Below are 18,267 nucleotides of genomic sequence, written 5' to 3' on the forward strand. Positions count from 1 at the left end.
TCTTATTGTCGGACCACGGAAGAGGCGTTAGGCTGGTCTTCTAAAAATTCGCCCTACTATCACGGAGGCGGAGAACGGTCGGTCGAGAAAAGCCGATCAACGACAAAAATGGTTGCGTCAAAGACAACGAACTCGGGAGGAGACGAATATGCGGCGGATGCAAATCCTGTTGACGACGGTTGCCCTATTCACGGCTGGAACCAGCCTTGGCGGCACCGCCTATGCCAACGAAGAAGTGATGAAGCTGCAGAAGGACCCCAACAACTGGGCCATGCAGCTTGGTGACTATTCCGGCAAGCGTTACAGCACGCTCGACCAGATCACCACCCAAAACGTCAAGAACCTGAAGGTGGATTGGAGCTTCTCCACCGGCGTCCTGCGCGGCCACGAAGGCGGCCCGCTGGTGATTGGCGACGTCATGTACGTCCACACGCCGTTCCCCAACATCGTCTACGCCCTGTCGATCAAGGACAAGGGCAAGATCCTCTGGAAGTACGAGCCGCGCCAGGACCCGAACGTCATTCCGGTCATGTGCTGCGACACGGTCAACCGCGGCGTGACCTATGCCGACGGCAAGATCTTCTTCGGACAGGCCGACAACACGGTGGTGGCTCTGGACGCCAAGACCGGCAAGGAAGTCTGGAAAGCCCAGAACGGCGACGCCAGCAAGGGCGAGACCCTTACCGCCAACCCGATCGTCGTCAAGGACAAGCTCCTGGTCGGCATCTCGGGCGGCGAGTTCGGCGTCCGCGGCCATCTGACCGCCTACAACATCAAGGACGGCAAGCAGGTCTGGCGCGCGTATTCGACCGGTCCCGACAAGGACGTCATGATCGATCCGCAGAAGACCACCATGCTCGGCAAGCCGATCGGCGACCGGGATCTGGGCGTGTCGACCTGGAACGGCGACGAATGGAAGATCGGTGGCGGCACCACCTGGGGCTGGTACACGTACGATCCCGAGCTGAACCTGGTATATTACGGCACCGGCAACCCCGGCACCTGGAACCCGGCCCAGCGCGCCAAGGATGGCAAGCGGGAAGGCAGCGACAACAAGTGGTCGATGTCGATCTTCGCCCGTGACGCCGACACCGGCGCCGTCAAATGGGTGTTCCAGAAGACCCCGTTCGACGAGTGGGACTATGATGGCGTCAACGAGAACATCCTCGCGGACATCACCGTCAAGGGCAAGCCGGTCAAGGCCTTGGTCAACTTCGACCGCAACGGCTTCGGGTACACGCTGGACCGCGTGACCGGCGAGTTGCTGGTCGCCGAGAAGTACGATCCCGCCGTCAATTGGGCGACGCATGTCGACATGAAGACCGGCCGTCCCGCCGTGGTCGACAAGTTCAGCACCTTCGCCAACGGCACCGACACCAATTCCGAAGGCATCTGCCCGGCGGCGTTGGGGTCGAAGGACCAGCAGCCGGCCTCGTTCTCGCCGGACACCGGCATGTTCTACGTGCCGACCAACCACATCTGCATGGACTACGAGCCGTTCGAGGTCTCGTACAGCGCCGGTCAGCCCTATGTCGGCGCCACGCTGTCGATGTATCCGGCCCCGAACTCGCATGGCGGCATGGGTAACTTCATCGCCTTCGACGCGACCACGGGCAAGATCGTCTGGTCCAAGCCGGAGCCGTTCGCGGTGTGGAGCGGCGCTTTGACCACCAAGGGTGGCGTCGGGTTCTACGGCACCCTGGAAGGCTTCCTGGTGGCGGTCGACCTGAAGGACGGCAAGGAGCTGTACCGCTTCAAGACGCCATCGGGCATCATCGGCAACATCAACACCTTCGTGGCCGATGGCAAGCAGCACATCGCCGTGCTGTCGGGCATCGGCGGCTGGGCCGGCATCGGTCTGGCGGCTGGTCTGAACGACCCGCAAGCCGGCTTGGGCGCCGTCGGCGCGCACGCCTCGCTCGGCCAGTACACCAACCTGGGTGGCGTGCTCACCGTCTTCACCCTGCCGGATTGATCCGACGGGGAAAGGTCCCGCCGGCGGCAAATCCGGCGGGACATCCCGAAGACCAGATGTGCCCGAAGACCAGAAGTAATCGACGATCCGATAAATACTCCCGGTGCCCCGCTCCGCGAGGGGCGGTGCGCCGGCTCGCCTCACTGGAAATCCAACGCCATGAATTTGTCTTTCCTGACGCGGGTCGCAGCCGCCGGCGCCGCTTTCTTCCTCCTCGCAGCCGGAACATCCCACGCCCAGGACGCCGAAGAGACGACGGACCCCTATGACAAGCCCTACATCGTCGAGGACGGCAAGGTCGATCAGGGGACCTACAACGGTTATCGGCGCTATCACTCCTCCTGCCACGTCTGCCACGGGCCGGACGGCTTGGGCGGTTCGTTCGCGCCGTCGCTGGTCGAGTCGCTGAAGTTCATCGACTACGACAAGTTCGCCGAGACGATCGCCAACGGCAAAGCCGAGAAGGGCTCCAGCGGGCAACGCGTCATGCCGTCCTTCGGCACCGACCAGAACGTGATGCTCTACATCAACGATATCTACGGCTACCTCAAGGCCCGGTCCGACGGAAAAATCGATCGCGGCCGTCCGGAACGCATCAAGAAGTGACGTCCGCGTCACGGAGATCCGACATGTCGTCACGAATCCCGTCCTCAAGAGTCCGCAAGACGATCGCGGCCGCCGTTTTGGCCGGAACCGCGTGCCTCGCCCTGGCGGGGACCGCCCAAGCGGCTGAATTCGCCAAACCCGACGCCTTGCGCGTCTGCGCCGACGCCAACCTGCTGCCCTTCTCCAACGACAAGCTGGAGGGGTTCGAGAACAAGATCGCCGCGATGATCGGGGAGGAACTGGGCGTTCCCGTGGTCTACACGTGGTGGCCGCAGACGATCGGCTTCGTCCGCAACACGCTGCGCGAACGAAAATGCGATCTGGTGATGGGTGCCGCGTCGGGCGAGGGCCTGATGCAGAACACCAATCCCTATTACCGCTCGGTCTATAGCCTGGTCTACCGGGAGAACTCCGGGGTCAAGGCGACCTCGGTCGCCGATCCGGCCCTGCACGACATGCGCTTCGGCATCGTCACCAAGACGCCGGGCGCGACACTGGCCGTCAAGAGCAGGCTCACCAACCTGGAGCCCTACGAGCTCGATGTGGACACCCGGCTGGACAATCCGGCCCGGCGGGCGATCGAGGACGTGTCCTCCGGCAAGATCGACGCCACCGTGATCTGGGGACCGATCGCCGGCTACTTCGCGAGCGTCCAGCCGACCAAGCTGACGGTCGTGCCGCTGGTCGACGAGCGGGGCACCCGCGTCGACTTCTCCATCACCATGGGTGTCCGCAACGACGAGCCGGACTGGAAACACTGGCTGAACGACTTCATCCAGCGTCGCCAAGGCGATATCAACACGGTGCTCGCCCAATACCATGTGCCGTTGCTGACCTCGAGCGGACAACTCCAATCGGCCAGCGCCGCCCAGTGACCCGGCCGACCATCGCCGCCGCGCTGGTCGCGGTGGCGATGGTCCTCTCGGCCGTTAACACAGCCGCGGCTGTGGATTACAGGATGTCCGACTATCGGGCGCCGACACCGGAGACGGTGCCCGGCGCCGTCACCGTGACCACCGCCCAGGTCGAGGCTATGGCTCGGTCAGGCGAGCCCATCCTGATCGACGTCTACCCCGCCCCGCCCCGTCCCGCCGCCATGCCGGCTGACTCGATCTGGCTGCCGAAGGCGCGCCGGACCCTGCGGGGAGCCGTCTGGCTGCCCAATGTGGGCTATGGCGCGCTGTCGGCGGACATGGAACGGTATTTCCTCGACAATCTGGAACGGTTGACCGGTGGCGATCGCGGCCGCGTGGTGGTGTTCTTCTGCGAACCCGAGTGTTGGATGTCGTGGAACGCGGCGCTCCGCGCGGTGGAGCATGGCTACACGGATGTTCGCTATTATCCCGAGGGCGCCGGTGGCTGGGCGGCGGCTGGCCATCCCTTGGAGGATGTCCAGCCTGAAGGGGACGCGGATGCCGCCACCGGCAAGCCCTGAGGTGCCCCTAATCCATCTCGTTGGCGATGGCCCGCGCCAGTTGACCGACCCGGCGCTCGACGATGACGGGCTGTTCGCACAGCGCGCCCTGGGAGCGGTGCCGTTCCTCGATGATCCTGCGCTGCCAGGCCAAACGGTCGGAGAGTTCGCGGACCTTGGCCTCGTCGCGGGGCGAGGCGGTGCGGGCTTGATCCAATTCGGTGACCGTCCTCGTCATGCTCGCGATCTGGGCCTTCTGCGCGCCGTCGAACTTGCGGATGGCGTCGATCGCCCGGCTCCGCGCCCGATTCGCCTCGTCGAAGATGCCGGCGAACAGGGCGGTCAGCGTCTCGTTCCGGTTGGCCTTGAGGGATTGGGCGAAGCTCTCGACCGCGGCCGTGGCGTCGTCGTCGGACGTCGACCTGGACAAGACCTTCGGGGCGAGCGAGGCGATGTCGCTGTTGTCGGCCCAGGTTTTCAGGTGGTCCTCGACTGGAGGTCCCGCCCAGATCGTCGCCGGGGAGAGGGTCGGCACGAAGACTTGGACGCAAGGCCAATCGGGAGGCGTGTCGACGCGCGTTTGCGCCACGGCCGGGATCGCTGGGGCCGCGAGGCACGCCGCCAGGGCGCAAAGCTTGAGGCCGCCCCTCATCGAAAACTCGAAACGCATGTCTCTCCCTCGAACCATTCTTGGTTTTCCGATCGCTCTCATCCGATCGCTGTCAAAGGAAGCATACACCGATGCCACGGCTGAATCCGCTGCTGATCGCCCTGATGACGGCCACAGGCCTCGTCACCAGCCCCGCGTTTGCCGCACCGGCCGGCAAGCCGCTGCCCGCCGCGGTGTTCGAGATCGAACTGGTCGATACCAGCGGCGAGGCCTCGTCCCAGGCGCAAAAGGAGCGCATCGAGGCCACCACCGCGGCGCTACGGGAGAAACTCACCGAAACGGGCTATTTCCAACCGGTCGATCTGGCGCCCGCCTCCGGCAAGATCGCGGGGCTGAAATCCTGCGAGCAATGCCTGCTCGGCGTGGCCAAGGACATGGGCGCGGAAGTCGCGGTGCTGGGCAAGGTCAACAAGATCAGCACGTTGATCCTGAGCATGGACATCACGGTCCGCGATGTCTCGGATGGCAAGGTGACGGCGCGTGGCACCGCCGACATCCGCGGCGATAACGACAGGTCATGGCTCCGCGGGATGGAATGGCTGGTCCAGCACCGCATCATTCCCCAGGAAAACCGCGCGCCTCGGTGAGTTCGAGGCGCGCGGGGATCTTGGGGCGCGCGGATCTTGTACCGCGAAGACCGGGTTACTGCTTGGCGCCGCCTTGGGTGGTCGGCTCCGGCGGGCGTTCCTGCGTTCCGATGGTGCCTTGGCGCTGGACCGGCAAGGAATTGGCGGCATCACCCTTGGGGCCGAACTGCATGCCGCCCTCGGTGCCGCCGCCGGTGGCGGCCTTGGCCTCGTCCTCGGCGTTCTTGTTGGCTCCCGACAGCTTGCCGCTCTGCTCCGCCGGCTTGGGCGCCTGCTGATCGGTACCCACGGTGCCCTGCCGCTCCTGCATCAGGCTCGGCTGCTGGGAGTTGGTCTGCTGGGCCGCGGCGATCGAAGCGCCACCCAAAGTCAACGCCAAGCCCAGGGCGATACCGGAAATCCTTGTCGCACGCATGAACGTCCTCCAGATCCATTGTTGGTATCCGACGGTCCACGCCCCCCGGGGGGTCGCGCCATCGTCACGCATCCTCAACACGGCAAGCGCTGTTTCATCACGAACGGACGACTGCGGTGGCTCGTTGGATGCTGCTATAACGGCTGAAATCGAAGACCGATAAGAAAGGGAGAAATCGCCATGAGACTGGCAACCATCGCTCTGGCGACCGCGCTGGCCTTGACCGCCTTGGGAGGGATCAACGGGGTGGCCCGCGCGCAGGACGCGCCCTCGACCACCGATCCGCACGACTATCCAACGCCGACACGCGTCGACTACGTGATCGGCTGCATGGCGTCCAACGGGCAGACGCACGAGGCCATGGAACGATGCTCGTGCAGCATCGACCACATCGCCAAAGAAATACCCTACACCAGCTTCGTCCAGTTGGAGACCATCCGCAGGATGCAGGACCAGCCAGGCGAGCGTGCCATGCTGTTCCGAGGCGTCGGCTGGATCAAGGACCTCCAGGACCGCTTCCGGCTGGCGCAGGTGGAGGCGGACCTGGAATGCTTTCCCCAATAGGGGCCCGGTTGGAGCGCCTCAGCTGGCGGGCTGGGGCGTCACCGGCCACTCGCCGGTATAGACGTCGTCCTTGCTGTCCAGAACCTGGACATCCAGCTCCCCCGCGGCCTTCGGCACGAAGGTGAAGTGCAGGCTGGGATCCTCGCTGAGGGAGATGTCGGTTTCGACATCCATCACCGGCTGGCCGGCGTAGCTGACCTTGATCGACTTGACGAAATAGGGCGGCACGTAGGTGCGCGAGATCTGGTCGAACTGCATGCCGCTGTGGTTGGGATGGCTGACCAGCAGTTGCGCGGTCACCGGGGTGCCGACCGGCAGGGACTGGGGCAGGTTCATCCTCATCTTGCCCAGCCGGGCCATCGCCTGCTCGGGGTTCTTCATGGCTGGGGCGGAACAGCCTCCCGCCGCCTTGACATAGCGTTCGGCGCTGAACAGCCTGCCGTCGCTGGTCTCGGCGACGGCGTGGATCAGGGTGTATTCGTTGACCCGGACGCGGGTGCTGATCTCCACGCCTCCCCCGCCCGCCTCGTCGAACAGGTGGAACTTGCCGGCGAGCGGCACCGGGTTGCCGTCGATCAGCAGCGTCACGGTCTTGATCGACCAGCCGGCGTCCCGTGGGACGGTGGCCTTGACCGAAACCGGCACCAGCGCCGCGTCCTGCGCCCGATAGGGCGCCTCCAGCGTGATGAAGGCTGCGCCGTCCTCGATCTTCCGGTCCGGGAAGTAGATCTCGCGCACGTTTTCCCAGCGCTCGTAATCGTCGGGCTTGGCGTCGCCGGAGCGCGACGTCGCGGTCTGGGCCACAGCCACGCCCGTTGTCATCGCCAGTGCGACGACGGCCGCCGTCAGTCGCACGTGGGGGCGCTTCACTCTCAGGGACATGGCGTCATCCTCCAGGTTTCCCGTTCTACTTCAATTTCCACTTCTATTCCCATTCCAGTTCGGCGAAGACGGTCACCGCGTTGCGCGGGTTGTCCTCGTCGAACAGGTTCCAGTGTTGGCGTTCCGACGCCGCCGCCTCCACCGAGGCGCGCTCTATCGTGCCGCCCTCCTTTTGGAGAGCGCGGATGTCACCGACAAGGGTGTTCAGGTAGCGAAGCGTGTCCGCCGCTCCGTCCGGCCAGGGCGCCGACGCCGGACCATGGCCGGGAACCACGCGGGCGGCGGGCATCGCGGTCAACTTGTCCAGGTCGCGCAGCCAGCCGAGCGCGCTGCCGTCGACCGTCGGCAGCCGGCGCTGGAACACCAGGTCGCCGGCGAACAGCGTGCCGGTCGTCCGGTCCATCACGGTCAGGTCGTTGTTGGTGTGCCCGGCCGGCCATGCCACCAGTTCGATCGGGCGCCCGCCCAGATCCAGCTCGCGCTTGTCCCCGACCGTCAGGGTAGGCGGGACCATGACGGCCTTGTCGGCTTCCTCCGCCCCCAGATCCTCCTCCAGTCGCCGCTGATAGGCGTCGGCGCGGCCCATCAAGGCGGACTGGTAATTGGCGTGCGCGACGAAATCGGGACGATCATCGAGGAAGGCGCCGTTGCCGAACACATGGTCGGGGTGCATGTGGGTGTTGATCACGTAGCGGATCGGCAGTGAGGTGCGTTGGCGGATCGCGTCGCGGAGGTCCCGGGCCAGGGCGGGCGAGTTGCCGGTGTCGATCACCGCGACCGCGTCGGCGCCGATGATGAAACCCATGTTGGCGACATCGCCCTTGTTGGACCGATCGGCGTATGCCGCGACACCGACATGGACGAACACGCCAGCGGCGACCTCCTCCACCGGCAAGGGAGCGGCGGCCGCCGGAAGCGACCCGGCTATGCGGAAGAGGATGATGGCTCCGATCAATGCCTTCATGTTAGGTAACATAGTGGATGACGAGCTCGGGACAAAGCATCTCGATCTGTAAAAAGGGCAACCAATAGCCCTGAATATTGCAGTTGCGAAGAAAACGAACGCAGTGGAGGAAGATAGAGGATGTTCCCAGATAAGAGTTCGATCGCCGCGGCGGTGCTGCTGACGGCCATCGCCCTGCCGGCCATGTCCCATCCGGCGGGAGCCGAGACGATCTATGTCTCCAACGAGAAGGATAACACGGTCTCGGTGATCGACGGCGAGACCCTGAAGGTGACCGCCACGATCAAGACCGGCCGCCGGCCGCGCGGCATCGTGCTCAGCACCGACATGACCAAGCTCTATGTCTGCGTCGGCGACGACGACCGGGTCGACGTGGTCGACCTCAACACGCGCAAGGTGATTGGCCGCCTGCCCTCCGGCCCCGATCCGGAGCTGCTGGCCTTGCACCCCGACGGCCATCACCTTTACGTCGCCAACGAGGACGACAACATGGTGACGGTGGTGGACGTCGACACCAAGAAGATGCTCAACGAGATCCAGGTCGGCGTCGAGCCGGAGGGCATGGGCATCAGCCCGGACGGCACCCTGCTGGTGAACACGTCCGAAACCACCAACATGGCCCACTTCATCGACACCAAGAGCCGGGAGATCGTCGCCAACGTGCTGGTCGACAGCAGGCCGCGGGTCGCGGAATTCACCCCCGACAGCAAGCAGGTCTGGGTATCGGCGGAGATCGGCGGGACGGTCAGCGTGATCGAGTCCGGCGGGAAGAAGGTGATCCACAAGATCCGCTTCGAGATCCCCGGCGTGTCGAACGAGTCGATCCAGCCAGTCGGCATGAAGTTCACCAAGGACGGCAAGCGGGCCTTCGTGGCGCTGGGGCCGGCCAACCGGGTGGCGGAGATCGACCCGGCGACCTTCGAGGTCAAGAAGTACTATCTGGTCGGCCAGCGCGTCTGGAACTTGGCGCTCGGCCAGAACGAGACCCGTCTCTACACCACCAACGGCGTCAGCAGCGACGTCTCGGTGATCGACCTGGAGCGCGAGAAGGTGATCAAGTCGTTGACGGTCGGCCGCGCGCCCTGGGGTGTCGCCGTCAAGCCCTGACGTTTGCCGAGCCGCTTGCCGTCCGCCTCAGGATCCGGCGGACAGCAGGCGGCGCGCTTCCTCCGCGTCCATCAGGATTTGCTGTTTCAAAGCGTCGAAACTCTCGAATTTCCGCTCCGGCCGGATGAAGTCGATCATCTGGACCCGCAGGTGCTTGCCGTAGAGGTCGTCCGCGAAGTCGAACAGGTGGACCTCCAGCAACTCCTTCAAACCACCGACGGTCGGGCGGCGGCCCAGATTGGCGACACCGTCGGTCCAGACCGTCTGGGCGCCCAGGTCGACGCCGGCGCGCACGGCGTAGACCCCATAGCGCGGGCGCAGGTACTCGCCCAGTTCCAAGTTGGCGGTCGGGAAGCCGATGGTGCGGCCTCGCTGGTCGCCATGCTCGACGCGGCCCTCCAGTTCCCAGGAGCGGCCGAGCACGGCGGCGGCCGCGCGCGGATCGCCGGAGGTCAGCAGGTCGCGGACGCGGGTCGAGGAGAAGACGCCGCCACTGGCGTCGGCGGCTGGCTTGACCTCGGTCACGCCGAAGCCGGCGCCGCGCGCGCTCTGGTACAGCATGCCGACATCGCCGCCGCGCTTGTGGCCGAACACGAAGTCGTAGCCGGCGACCACGTGGCTGGCGGCCAACCCCTTGACCAGCACCTCGTCGATGAACCGCTCGGCGGTCCATTGTGAGAACGCCTTGTCGAAGTGGATGACGAACAGCAGATCGACGCCGACATTCTCGATGTGGCGCGCCTTGATGCGGAACGGGGTCAGGCGGAAGGGCGCGTCACCCGGTCGGAACAGGCTGCGGGGATGGGGTTCGAAGGTGAGCACGGCGAGCGGCTTGCCGGTGGCCTGGGCGATGTCGGCGGCCGTGCCGATCACGATGCGGTGACCGCGATGCAGACCGTCGAAATTCCCCAGCGCCACCACGGCGCCGCGCGCGTCTTCCGGCAAATCGGTGAAATGTCTGAAGAGTCTCATACCGGGCACCCCCTTGCCGCCCGGACCTCGATTAGCTCAAAAAATCAGGGATGTATATAGGGTGCTGGCGCCGCCGCGGGAAGCGCGCCGGCGGGAACGATGGCCGGAGGCCCGATCCCCGGAGGGGGATCAGCCGCGCGTCGGGACCATCAGCAGCGCGTCGCCATCGATCACCACTGTGCCGGCCACGGTGCAGACGGTCTTGACCGCCACCCGGCGCTTTTCCGCGATGATCTCGGTCACCGTCACGCGCGCCTGGACCGTGTCGCCGATCCGGACCGGCGCCTTGAACTTCAGGTTCTGGCTGAGATAGATGCAGCCCGGCCCCGGCAGCTTTGTGCCGAGCACGGTGGAGATCAGGCTGGCGGTCAGCATGCCGTGGGCGATGCGGCCCTTGAACATGGTCGTGCTGGCGAATTCCTGGTTGAGATGGACCGGGTTGGTGTCGCCGGACACGCCGGCATAAAGCACGATGTCGGCCTCGGTCACCGTCCGCGCGTACACGGCGGTCTGGCCGACGAAGATGTCCTCCAGGAAGAAACCGGTCAGACCATCGTTGGAGCTGCCGTTCAAGCTGCGCACGTCATCCATAATCCGACCCTTTGATGTTCAATTGCCCACGTATTGTGCATCCGCGAAGGCTTATATTGCAATGCGGCATAAGCGCCCGAGAGCCGGATGGCATTGGACTTTCGACCAAGGTGCCGTCCGGAAACCTCCATCGAACCACTCGCGGCCATTTGACTTTCGGCTCCAGCGGGCAACCGTCTATCGGATCACGCCGGGTTTTCCGGCGATCTTCAGGAACGGGCAACGGGAATGACACGGATGAGTTACGGCTTCGCGCTGATCACGGGCGGCACCACCGGGATCGGCGCCGCCTTCGCCAAGCTTCTGCCGGATAGCACCAACCTGCTGCTGGTGGCGCGCAACGAAGAGAAGCTGGCGGAACGGCGCGCCGAACTGGAGCGGCCCGGCCGCACCGTCGAGACGGTCGCCGCCGACCTATCCACCACCGAAGGACGCGACACGCTGCTGGCCAAGGCTGGCGGGCTCGATATCGACCTGCTGATCAACAACGCCGGCGCCGGCCGCTTCTCCAGCGTGCTCGACAACGACCCGGATGACGAACTGGCGACGGTCGAGTTGAACGTGGTGGCTCCGACGGTGCTGACCCGCGCGCTGCTGCCCGGCATGATCGAGCGCGCCCGGCGCGACAATCGGCGCTGCGGCTTGATCCTGGTGTCGAGCACGACCGCGTTCCAGCCGATCCCGCTGCTGACGACGTATTCCGCCACCAAGTCCTTCGTGCTGGCCTATGGCGAGGGACTGCGGGAGGAGACCCGGCACGATCCGCTGGACCTGCTGGTGCTCTGCCCCAACGCCACGAAGACGGATTTCAGCGAGCGCTCCGGCCTGGACCTGGGCAGCCTGCCCGGCGCCGACGATCCCATGAAGGTCGCGGCCGAGGGCTTGGATCAGCTGGGCAAGCGGACGGTCCACGTGGTGGGTTTGGGCACCAGGATGGCGCTGACGCCGTTCCTGATCCCCCGCCGGATCGCGACCAGCGGAGCGGGCGCGGTCATGTCGCTGCTCAGCAAGGTCAACCGCCTGAAGCCGCGCCAGATGTGATCAGCCGTATGAGTTGATGGTCAACCCTGGTTGCCGGTCAATCTTACCCAAGCGCGTGCCAGAGCGTGCTGACGGCGAAGCCGATGAACATCACGCCGGTGGCGCGGATGATCCAGATCTCGCCCGAGCGGTAGATCCGGCGCAGCAACGGGGTTCCGACCAGCCAGATCAGGATCAGGTCGGCCAGCAGGAATCCCAGGAACACGGCGGCCAGCAGCAACGGCGCGTTGGCGGCGGTGAGCGCGCCGAGATCCTGCGCCAGCAAAGCCGTGAAGACGGATAGCGTGACTGGGTAACTCTTGGGATTGGTGACACCGAACACGAGGCCGAGCCGCAGGTGCCGCCTGACCCCGCCCGATGCTTGGCCCGTCGCGTCGCGTCTGACCAGAACCGCGCGCGTCCCCAGCCACAGCAGGTAACCGCCGCAAACCACCGCCAGCACCTGGAACACCACGGGAGCGATCACCTTGGCCCCGATCATCGCGGTCAGCGCCAGCGCCGCCCATAGGGTATCGCCGACCAGATGTCCGAACAGGAACCCCGCCCCGGCTCGCCGCCCCTGCGCGGCGCCGATGCCGAGCAGCGCCAGCACGGCTGGACCGGGTGTCAGGACGACGATGGCGCCGGCCATGGCCGCTGCCAACAGGATCGACGCTTCCATGATGCTCCGTGTTTCGGTTGGGGAGTTTCACGTGCCAACCGGCCGCATACTGGAGCGGCGCTCGTCCGATGGCAAGGCGGGCGTCGGCGGTTCGACGCCCCGCCGCTGACGGTTACCCGGCGGTCGACGCCGGATCCGGGCTGTCGTCCATGGTCTTCGGCTTCAGCTCATAGATCAGCCCCGCCGCGCCAAATCCGCCATCCACGTTCAGCGTGTGCCCCTGCACGTATTGGCTCTCATCCGACGCCAGGAAAACCATGGCGTCCGCGATCTCCTCGGGCGTCCCGTAGCGGCGCATGGGCGTGAGATTGTAGTAGGACTGGCGCGTGGCCTCGTCGTGGACGATCTTGGTCATGGGGGTATCGATGGGGCCCGGCGCCACGGCGTTGACGTTGATGCCGTAGTGGGACAGTTCCACGGCCATGATCTTGGTCAGGATTTCCAGCCCGGCCTTGGACGAGCCATAGGCGGAGCGGCCAAACCCGCCCCGCTGGCCCGACAGCGAGACGATGTTGATGATGCGACCGGAGCGCCGCTTGATCATCTTCCGCGCCGCCGCCTGACCACACAGGAAGGCGCCCGTCAGATTGACCCGCTGGACACGTTCCCAATCCTCGATCGAGGTGTCGATGAACAGCTCGTTGACGCTGATGCCGGCACCGTTGACCAGGATATCGACGCTCCCGAATTCCTGGACGCAGGTATCGATCAATCCGTAGGCGCTGTCCTTGTCGCCGACATCGACCCGGCAGGCCATGGCGCGGCCACCCTGTTCCCTGATCCTGTTGGCCACGGCCTCCGCCAGGCCGAGATCGAAGTCGGCGACCACAACGCTGGCCCCCTCCCGGGCGAAGGTCTCGCAGATGGCTGAGCAGATGCCACCGCCGCCGCCGGTCACGATGGCGGCCTTGTCCTGAAGTCTTTTCATTCTTTCCTCCCTATGTCGAATCTGCTTTCACCGTACCGACAACCGCGTCGGTCGCGGTCTTGGAACCGCCAAACACCGTCATGATTTCCGAGGTTTGGTCTTCCGGCCGGGCCGCGTTTCCGTCCAGGCGTTTGTCACGCGCCGAATTTCGCACGCGTGAACAGGTCGGGACCTCCCATCTGTCCACCCTTGAGCAGGACCTGAAGTCCGTCCACCGCCGGGTCATCCGCGTGGAGGCGGCAGACGTGGCCGTTGGTGAGGGTGTCGACCCGGTCGATCGTGAGGGCGAAGGCGCCAATGGCGCGCATCGCGTAGCTCGACGTGTCGCCACCCGAAAAGATGATTCTCCGCAATCCGAACTCCCCGGCCAGCGTCCGCGCCAGGGAGGCGAACGCGGACCCGATCCCGCGCGCGGAACGGTCGGGAGACAATCCCAGGCGCCGCATCGCCGCTCCGACATCCGCGAGCGCCGGGTCGTCCGGCCCCCGGGCCGTCAGGATGATGACGTCGCGCCCTTGGTTGAAATGGCCGCGCGCCGTTTCGCGAACCCGATCCAGGGCATCCAGGCGGCTTTCGGGATCGAGCAGCCGCGCGACGTCGAGGCGGACCACCGCCCATCCCGCGGCTTCGGCATGCTCGATCTGCAAGTTGGTCTGGACCGCGCAGCTGCCGGACACCACGAGCATCCTCTCCGCGGCGTCCAGGGTGGCAGCCGGGTCCGGAATCCTGCCCAATTCGCGGGCGAGATGCCGTCCCAGCCCATGCGCCAGCCCCTGGGCGCCGAGGGCGAAGACCATACCGGACCGTGTTTCCTCCCAGAGGCACTTGGCGGCCCGGTCGAGATGTTCGGAGGTCATGCCATCGAAGATCGCGATCGAACCGCTGGTCCGGGCCCCGGCCAGCACGTCACCGATGTCACCGACGGACCCGTCCAGCATCGGAGCCGTCACGTGGACCATCGGGTCCGGCGTCTGCCGCGCCAGATGAACGCCCAGATCGGCCTCGTCCATGGGGGTGGACGGGTGGCGCGCCATGGAGGGATGGCGGTCGAGCCTGAATATCCGGTCGCCGAACCGCGCGAAATGCTGACCGAAGGCGGTGAAGCGCCCCTGCTCCGGCATGGCGGCATGGACCGGGATCAGGCATCCCGGCCAGATCGCCCTGGCCTCGGCGATCGGGACGCCGAAGCTGCCGACGGTGGGCGAGCTGTCGAAGGTCGAACAGATCTTGTACTGGACGAACCGGCCGCCGATGGCGCGGAACAAGTCCAGCGAGGGCCTGATCTCCTCCGCCATCCTGTCCGGGCCCAGCGAGCGCGAGACGCCCGCGATCCCGATCACATCGTACTCGCCGGCCATCCGCCGGATCTCCGCCGCGCGCCCGGCATCGAGGAACAGGATCGCGCGCAGGCCGTGGCGATGATATTGGGCGAGGTTCTCGGAGGATCCCGTGAAATCGTCGCCGTAGAAGGCCACCAATGGGCCGGATGACGCACCCGTCATCTCCTACTCCGTGATCGTGTCGCGGAAATGCAGCATGTTGGCGTCGACCGGATTGGTATGGCCGAAACCCTTGCTCGCGGTGAATTCGCGCGCGGCGTTGGCGTTGCCACTCTCGAGCATGATGAGCATGATCTCGTGAAGCTTGATGGCGTTCTGCGGTCCCATGTGCCGCAACGATTTGCCGATCCAGGGCGCCACCATGGTCAGGACGAAATTGGCTATGGACTCGATCAGCTCATTTCCCGAACTGCGGTAGACCAGTCGGTGGAATGCGAGATCGGCCTGCAGGATCTGCTCATGCGTGGCGTTCGGATCGGCGGCCAGGCTTCTCAGATGCTCGATCGCGTTCCGCATGTCCGCCAAGTCCGCGTCGGTCCGGCGCTCGGCGGCCAGTTCGGCGCAGTTCTTCTCGAAGATGCCCCGCACCTCCATCAGCTTTTGCGGCGTCGTGTCGCTCAGGTAGGTCTGGAACAGGAGAAGCTGCGACAGCGCCGCCTGCACGCCAGGGCGCACGAAAGTCCCGGACCCGTGGCGCACCTCGATCACGCCCACCACGTCGAGGACCTTGATCGCCTCGCGGACGGGCGTGCGGCTGACGCCCAAGGTCTCCGCGATCTCCAGTTCGCTGGGCAGACGGTCGCCCCCCTTCAAGGCGCCGCTCATCACGGCGTTCTTGATGTGCTCCATGACGAGATTGACCCTGCTCTGAGCCTTCTTCGGCGCGCCGACGGACGCCGTCACTCCATCGATCATGTCACCGTCCCCAAAAGCCCCACGCAGCAACATCATACATCATATGTCTCGCGGGATAAGATCCGATCGCCGCAACGAGCCCCGATCAAGCCGGAATCTAGACATTCACGATGCGTCGCGTAAAGCAAAAATATGGGATTGACGCTTCCTAGGCATCTAGACATCATACCTCTCGGGTATTCGGTCGTGAACCAGCTCGAAGCCGCCATGAAACAGAGGGTGCCGCCAAAGCAACCCTTGGACAAGAAAATCGGGAGGGAGGCGTGACGGACCATCGCGTGTTCGCCAGGTACACCATAGAGACCCCGCTGACGCTCGAAGCCGCGGCGGCCGCCATGGCCGGGGAGCAGTCGAGCGGAACGTTCATGAAAATACCGGGCGAGACGCCCGAGATCGTCGAGCGCCATGGCGCGCGGGTCGAGAGCGTTCGGGACCTGGGAAGCGCCGACCGGCCATCCCTTCCGGGAGCGCTGACCGCCACCGAGGTGAGCGGAGGCTATCGCCGGGGCGATGTCCTGCTGTCCTGGCCGCTCCACAACATCGGCGCCTCCCTTCCCAACCTGATGGCGACCGTCTGCGGCAACCTGACCGAACTTCGGCAACTGTCCGGCATACGCCTGACCGACATCCAGGTTCCCGAGCCGTTCCTGGACGCCTACCCCGGACCGAGGCATGGGGTCGCCGGCACGCGGTCGTCCACCGGCGTTTGGGACCGTCCCCTGATCGGGACCATCATCAAGCCGAGCGTGGGCCTGTCGCCGGAACAGACGGCGGGGATGGTGGATCAGCTGATCCAGGGCGGCATCGACTTCATCAAGGACGACGAGCTGATCGCCAACCCTCCGTATTCGACCATCGAGGCGCGGGTCCGGGCGATCATGCCGGTGATCGAGCGCCACGCGGACCGGACCGGACGCAAGGTGATGTACGCCTTCAACATCACCGGCGACCTGGACGAGATGCGGCGCGATCACGATCTGGTCCTCAAGGCGGGCGGCACGTGCGTGATGCTGAGCTTGAACTGGTGCGGCCCGCCGGCCGTGGGCGCGATGCGGCGGCACAGCCCACTGGTGCTGCACGGGCACCGCAATGGCTGGGGCATGCTGAGCCGCGATCCCATGCTGGGTATGGATTTCAAGGCCTACCAGTAGATCTGGCGGCTGCTCGGCGTCGACCACATCCACGTCAACGGTATCCGCAACAAGTTTTCGGAGCCGGACGAATCGGTCATCCGCTCGGCCCTGGCCTGCCGGGAACCCCTGCTTCCAGGGGATGGCCGGGACTATCGCATCATGCCGGTCTTCTCGTCGGCCCAGTCCGCCGACCAAGCGGCGGAGACCTATCGGGCGGTCGGCACGACCGATCTGATCTATGCCTGCGGAGGCGGCATCATGGGCCACCCGGACGGCATAGGGGGCGGCGTCGCCAGCATCCGCCAAGCCTGGGAAGCGGCGACCGCCGGCATTCCGGTCGAGGACTACGCGCGCGACCATCCGAAGTTGCGAGGCGCGCTGCGTCAGTTCCGCGCCGGCAAATGAACCGGCACGCGGGCCTTCGAATCCCTTCAAGAAAAAAACGACAGGAGGAAGCTCACGATGGGGACTTTCACGAAATCCATGACGAAATCGCTGGTGGCCGGAGCCGTGCTCGCGGGGGTCCTGGGCTTGGGTTCGGTGCCAGCCGGCGCCGCGACCTTCAAGCTCGCGACCGGGACGCCGCTGCACAACCCCGAGACCCAAGCCGCCGTCAAGTTCGCCGAGTTGGTCACCGAACGCAGCAACGGCGACATCAAGATCGACGTCCTGTCCGGCGGGCAGGCCGGTGGCGAACGCGAGATCGCGGAAAGCCTGCAGCTGGGCACCATGCACTTCGCGGTGCTGGGCGGGATCGTCCAGAACTTCGATCCGGCCCTGATGATCGTCGAGTGGGATTTCCTGTTCAAGGACGACGAGCACGTCAAGCGCGTCCTCTACGGACCGGTCGGCGAGAAGATCAACGAGCGCCTCGTCGACAAGATGGGCGTCAGGAATCTCGCCCCGCTGATGCGCACGCCCCGCCTACTCACCACGAACAAGCCGGTCGAGAAACTCGACGATGTCAAGGGCATGAAGATCCGGGTTCCGGAGATGCCCGGCCGCTTGGCGCTGTGGGAGGCGCTGGGCAGCAAGCCGACCCCCATGGCATTCCCGGAAGTGGTTCCGGCGCTTCAGCTTGGCACCATCGACGGACAGGAGAACCCGATCGGCCTGATCGCGTCGGCCAAGATGCAGGAAGCCGTCGGCAACCTCGCCATGACCAACCACCTGCCCGGCTTCATGATGGTGCTGGTGGCGGAGGATGTCTGGCAGGACCTGTCCAAGGAACAGCAGGCGCTGGTCGGTCAGGCCGCCAAGGATGCCTCCGCCTTCAATGACGAATTGGTCAAGGAGCAGGAGAAGACCCAGCTGGCGGAAGTGACCGCCAAGATGAAAGTCACGGAGCCCGACATGGGGCCCTGGCGCGCCGCCACGGCCGATGTCTACAAGAAGTTCGAGAACGTCGAGGGGTTCGTCGATCTCTACGAGAGCATCCGCGAGGTCGGCGCCAGCCAGTAACGGGCCCGCCGCCGGACCGGGTCGCCCCGGTCCGGCCCTTC

At 65.5% G+C, this 18,267-nt stretch carries 19 protein-coding genes and 1 pseudogene; 10 read left to right on the plus strand and 10 right to left on the minus strand.

Annotated elements, in window-relative coordinates; genetic code table 11:
* Positions 1–148 precede the first annotated feature (148 nt).
* From N825_RS08710 to N825_RS08725, 4 genes are all read left to right on the plus strand, one after another.
* Positions 149–1,975 carry a methanol/ethanol family PQQ-dependent dehydrogenase gene (locus N825_RS08710; RefSeq protein WP_037449828.1) on the plus strand — a complete coding sequence of 609 codons (1,827 nt, stop codon included), beginning with the start codon at positions 149–151 and terminating at the stop codon, positions 1,973–1,975.
* 159 nt (positions 1,976–2,134) lie between these two features.
* A complete protein-coding gene (locus N825_RS08715) occupies positions 2,135–2,581 on the plus strand; it encodes a c-type cytochrome (RefSeq protein WP_051511747.1) in 447 nt (148 codons plus the stop codon).
* 23 nt (positions 2,582–2,604) lie between these two features.
* A complete protein-coding gene (locus N825_RS08720) occupies positions 2,605–3,456 on the plus strand; it encodes a quinoprotein dehydrogenase-associated putative ABC transporter substrate-binding protein (RefSeq protein ID WP_037449830.1) in 852 nt (283 codons plus the stop codon).
* An 83-nt stretch (positions 3,457–3,539) separates the two neighbouring features.
* Entirely contained in the window at positions 3,540–4,016 is a 477-nt protein-coding gene (locus N825_RS08725; RefSeq protein ID WP_245613057.1) for a rhodanese-like domain-containing protein, read from the plus strand.
* 7 nt (positions 4,017–4,023) lie between these two features.
* On the opposite strand, the gene N825_RS08730 is transcribed toward N825_RS08725, so the two are convergent.
* Entirely contained in the window at positions 4,024–4,665 is a 642-nt protein-coding gene (locus tag N825_RS08730; RefSeq protein WP_037449834.1) for a hypothetical protein, read from the minus strand.
* 71 nt (positions 4,666–4,736) lie between these two features.
* On the opposite strand from N825_RS08730, the gene N825_RS08735 reads away from it, so the two are divergent.
* Positions 4,737–5,252 carry a DUF3280 domain-containing protein gene (locus tag N825_RS08735; protein WP_051511749.1) on the plus strand — a complete coding sequence of 172 codons (516 nt, stop codon included), beginning with the start codon at positions 4,737–4,739 and terminating at the stop codon, positions 5,250–5,252.
* A 55-nt stretch (positions 5,253–5,307) separates the two neighbouring features.
* Here the strand turns inward: N825_RS08735 and N825_RS08740 are convergent, their stop codons facing one another.
* Positions 5,308–5,667: a hypothetical protein gene (locus N825_RS08740; RefSeq protein ID WP_157619061.1), complete on the minus strand. Its 360-nt coding sequence runs from the start codon at positions 5,665–5,667 to the stop codon at positions 5,308–5,310.
* A gap of 180 nt (positions 5,668–5,847) precedes the next feature.
* Here N825_RS08740 and N825_RS08745 point away from each other — a divergent pair, with 180 nt between their 5' ends.
* Complete coding sequence (locus N825_RS08745; protein ID WP_245613058.1) at positions 5,848–6,231, plus strand: hypothetical protein; 384 nt, start codon at positions 5,848–5,850, stop codon at positions 6,229–6,231.
* An 18-nt stretch (positions 6,232–6,249) separates the two neighbouring features.
* Here N825_RS08745 and N825_RS08750 read toward each other — a convergent pair whose 3' ends face one another.
* Complete coding sequence (locus N825_RS08750) at positions 6,250–7,113, minus strand: quinoprotein dehydrogenase-associated SoxYZ-like carrier (RefSeq protein ID WP_063833701.1); 864 nt, start codon at positions 7,111–7,113, stop codon at positions 6,250–6,252.
* 43 nt (positions 7,114–7,156) lie between these two features.
* On the minus strand, positions 7,157–8,077 hold the full coding sequence (locus tag N825_RS08755; RefSeq protein WP_037449839.1) for a quinoprotein relay system zinc metallohydrolase 2: 921 nt from the start codon (positions 8,075–8,077) through the stop codon (positions 7,157–7,159).
* Positions 8,078–8,197: 120 nt separating this feature from the next.
* Between N825_RS08755 and N825_RS08760 the strand changes: the two genes are divergently transcribed.
* Complete coding sequence (locus N825_RS08760) at positions 8,198–9,184, plus strand: PQQ-dependent catabolism-associated beta-propeller protein (protein WP_037449841.1); 987 nt, start codon at positions 8,198–8,200, stop codon at positions 9,182–9,184.
* 27 nt (positions 9,185–9,211) lie between these two features.
* Here the strand turns inward: N825_RS08760 and N825_RS08765 are convergent, their stop codons facing one another.
* Both N825_RS08765 and N825_RS08770 read right to left on the minus strand, forming a co-directional pair.
* Positions 9,212–10,156, minus strand: coding sequence for a bifunctional riboflavin kinase/FAD synthetase (locus tag N825_RS08765; RefSeq protein ID WP_037449844.1), 945 nt, complete (start codon positions 10,154–10,156; stop codon positions 9,212–9,214).
* A 129-nt stretch (positions 10,157–10,285) separates the two neighbouring features.
* Complete coding sequence (locus N825_RS08770) at positions 10,286–10,747, minus strand: MaoC family dehydratase (RefSeq protein WP_037449847.1); 462 nt, start codon at positions 10,745–10,747, stop codon at positions 10,286–10,288.
* 237 nt (positions 10,748–10,984) lie between these two features.
* On the opposite strand from N825_RS08770, the gene N825_RS08775 reads away from it, so the two are divergent.
* Complete coding sequence (locus N825_RS08775; protein ID WP_051511751.1) at positions 10,985–11,788, plus strand: SDR family NAD(P)-dependent oxidoreductase; 804 nt, start codon at positions 10,985–10,987, stop codon at positions 11,786–11,788.
* A 43-nt stretch (positions 11,789–11,831) separates the two neighbouring features.
* Here N825_RS08775 and N825_RS08780 read toward each other — a convergent pair whose 3' ends face one another.
* The 4 genes from N825_RS08780 to N825_RS08795 form a co-directional block, all read right to left on the minus strand.
* The gene (locus tag N825_RS08780; protein WP_037449850.1) at positions 11,832–12,449 is read right to left on the minus strand and encodes a LysE family translocator; all 618 of its coding nucleotides are present in this window, start codon (positions 12,447–12,449) and stop codon (positions 11,832–11,834) included.
* A gap of 112 nt (positions 12,450–12,561) precedes the next feature.
* A complete protein-coding gene (locus N825_RS08785; protein WP_051511752.1) occupies positions 12,562–13,377 on the minus strand; it encodes an SDR family NAD(P)-dependent oxidoreductase in 816 nt (271 codons plus the stop codon).
* 134 nt (positions 13,378–13,511) lie between these two features.
* Positions 13,512–14,879, minus strand: coding sequence for a four-carbon acid sugar kinase family protein (locus N825_RS08790; protein ID WP_037449853.1), 1,368 nt, complete (start codon positions 14,877–14,879; stop codon positions 13,512–13,514).
* Positions 14,880–14,882: 3 nt separating this feature from the next.
* Positions 14,883–15,632: a FadR/GntR family transcriptional regulator gene (locus N825_RS08795; protein WP_037450258.1), complete on the minus strand. Its 750-nt coding sequence runs from the start codon at positions 15,630–15,632 to the stop codon at positions 14,883–14,885.
* Positions 15,633–15,910: 278 nt separating this feature from the next.
* On the opposite strand from N825_RS08795, the pseudogene N825_RS40285 reads away from it, so the two are divergent.
* Both N825_RS40285 and N825_RS08805 read left to right on the plus strand, forming a co-directional pair.
* A pseudogene (locus N825_RS40285) lies at positions 15,911–17,170 on the plus strand (ribulose-bisphosphate carboxylase large subunit family protein).
* 57 nt (positions 17,171–17,227) lie between these two features.
* Positions 17,228–18,226, plus strand: a complete 999-nt coding sequence (locus N825_RS08805) for a TRAP transporter substrate-binding protein (RefSeq protein ID WP_051511756.1) — start codon at positions 17,228–17,230, stop codon at positions 18,224–18,226.
* Positions 18,227–18,267 lie beyond the last annotated feature (41 nt).

It is taken from the genome of Skermanella stibiiresistens SB22, from assembly GCF_000576635.1.
In the GTDB taxonomy this organism is placed as follows: Bacteria; Pseudomonadota; Alphaproteobacteria; order Azospirillales; family Azospirillaceae; genus Skermanella; species Skermanella stibiiresistens.

Excerpts from the sequence above, each read along its gene's own strand:
- N825_RS08760 (WP_037449841.1), top strand. The coding sequence starts at position 8,198 with ATGTTCCCAGATAAGAGTTCGATCGCCGCGGCGGTGCTGCTGACGGCC.
- N825_RS08790 (WP_037449853.1), bottom strand. The coding sequence starts at position 14,879 with ATGACGGGTGCGTCATCCGGCCCATTGGTGGCCTTCTACGGCGACGAT.
- N825_RS08770 (WP_037449847.1), bottom strand. The coding sequence starts at position 10,747 with ATGGATGACGTGCGCAGCTTGAACGGCAGCTCCAACGATGGTCTGACC.
- N825_RS08720 (WP_037449830.1), top strand. The coding sequence starts at position 2,605 with ATGTCGTCACGAATCCCGTCCTCAAGAGTCCGCAAGACGATCGCGGCC.
- N825_RS08755 (WP_037449839.1), bottom strand. The coding sequence starts at position 8,077 with ATGAAGGCATTGATCGGAGCCATCATCCTCTTCCGCATAGCCGGGTCG.
- N825_RS08740 (WP_157619061.1), bottom strand. The coding sequence starts at position 5,667 with ATGCGTGCGACAAGGATTTCCGGTATCGCCCTGGGCTTGGCGTTGACT.
- N825_RS08730 (WP_037449834.1), bottom strand. The coding sequence starts at position 4,665 with ATGCGTTTCGAGTTTTCGATGAGGGGCGGCCTCAAGCTTTGCGCCCTG.
- N825_RS08780 (WP_037449850.1), bottom strand. The coding sequence starts at position 12,449 with ATGGAAGCGTCGATCCTGTTGGCAGCGGCCATGGCCGGCGCCATCGTC.
- N825_RS08745 (WP_245613058.1), top strand. The coding sequence starts at position 5,848 with ATGAGACTGGCAACCATCGCTCTGGCGACCGCGCTGGCCTTGACCGCC.
- N825_RS08710 (WP_037449828.1), top strand. The coding sequence starts at position 149 with ATGCGGCGGATGCAAATCCTGTTGACGACGGTTGCCCTATTCACGGCT.
- N825_RS08735 (WP_051511749.1), top strand. The coding sequence starts at position 4,737 with ATGCCACGGCTGAATCCGCTGCTGATCGCCCTGATGACGGCCACAGGC.
- N825_RS08785 (WP_051511752.1), bottom strand. The coding sequence starts at position 13,377 with ATGAAAAGACTTCAGGACAAGGCCGCCATCGTGACCGGCGGCGGCGGT.
- N825_RS08725 (WP_245613057.1), top strand. The coding sequence starts at position 3,540 with ATGTCCGACTATCGGGCGCCGACACCGGAGACGGTGCCCGGCGCCGTC.
- N825_RS08775 (WP_051511751.1), top strand. The coding sequence starts at position 10,985 with ATGAGTTACGGCTTCGCGCTGATCACGGGCGGCACCACCGGGATCGGC.
- N825_RS08795 (WP_037450258.1), bottom strand. The coding sequence starts at position 15,632 with ATGATCGATGGAGTGACGGCGTCCGTCGGCGCGCCGAAGAAGGCTCAG.
- N825_RS08805 (WP_051511756.1), top strand. The coding sequence starts at position 17,228 with ATGGGGACTTTCACGAAATCCATGACGAAATCGCTGGTGGCCGGAGCC.
- N825_RS08765 (WP_037449844.1), bottom strand. The coding sequence starts at position 10,156 with ATGAGACTCTTCAGACATTTCACCGATTTGCCGGAAGACGCGCGCGGC.
- N825_RS08750 (WP_063833701.1), bottom strand. The coding sequence starts at position 7,113 with ATGTCCCTGAGAGTGAAGCGCCCCCACGTGCGACTGACGGCGGCCGTC.
- N825_RS08715 (WP_051511747.1), top strand. The coding sequence starts at position 2,135 with ATGAATTTGTCTTTCCTGACGCGGGTCGCAGCCGCCGGCGCCGCTTTC.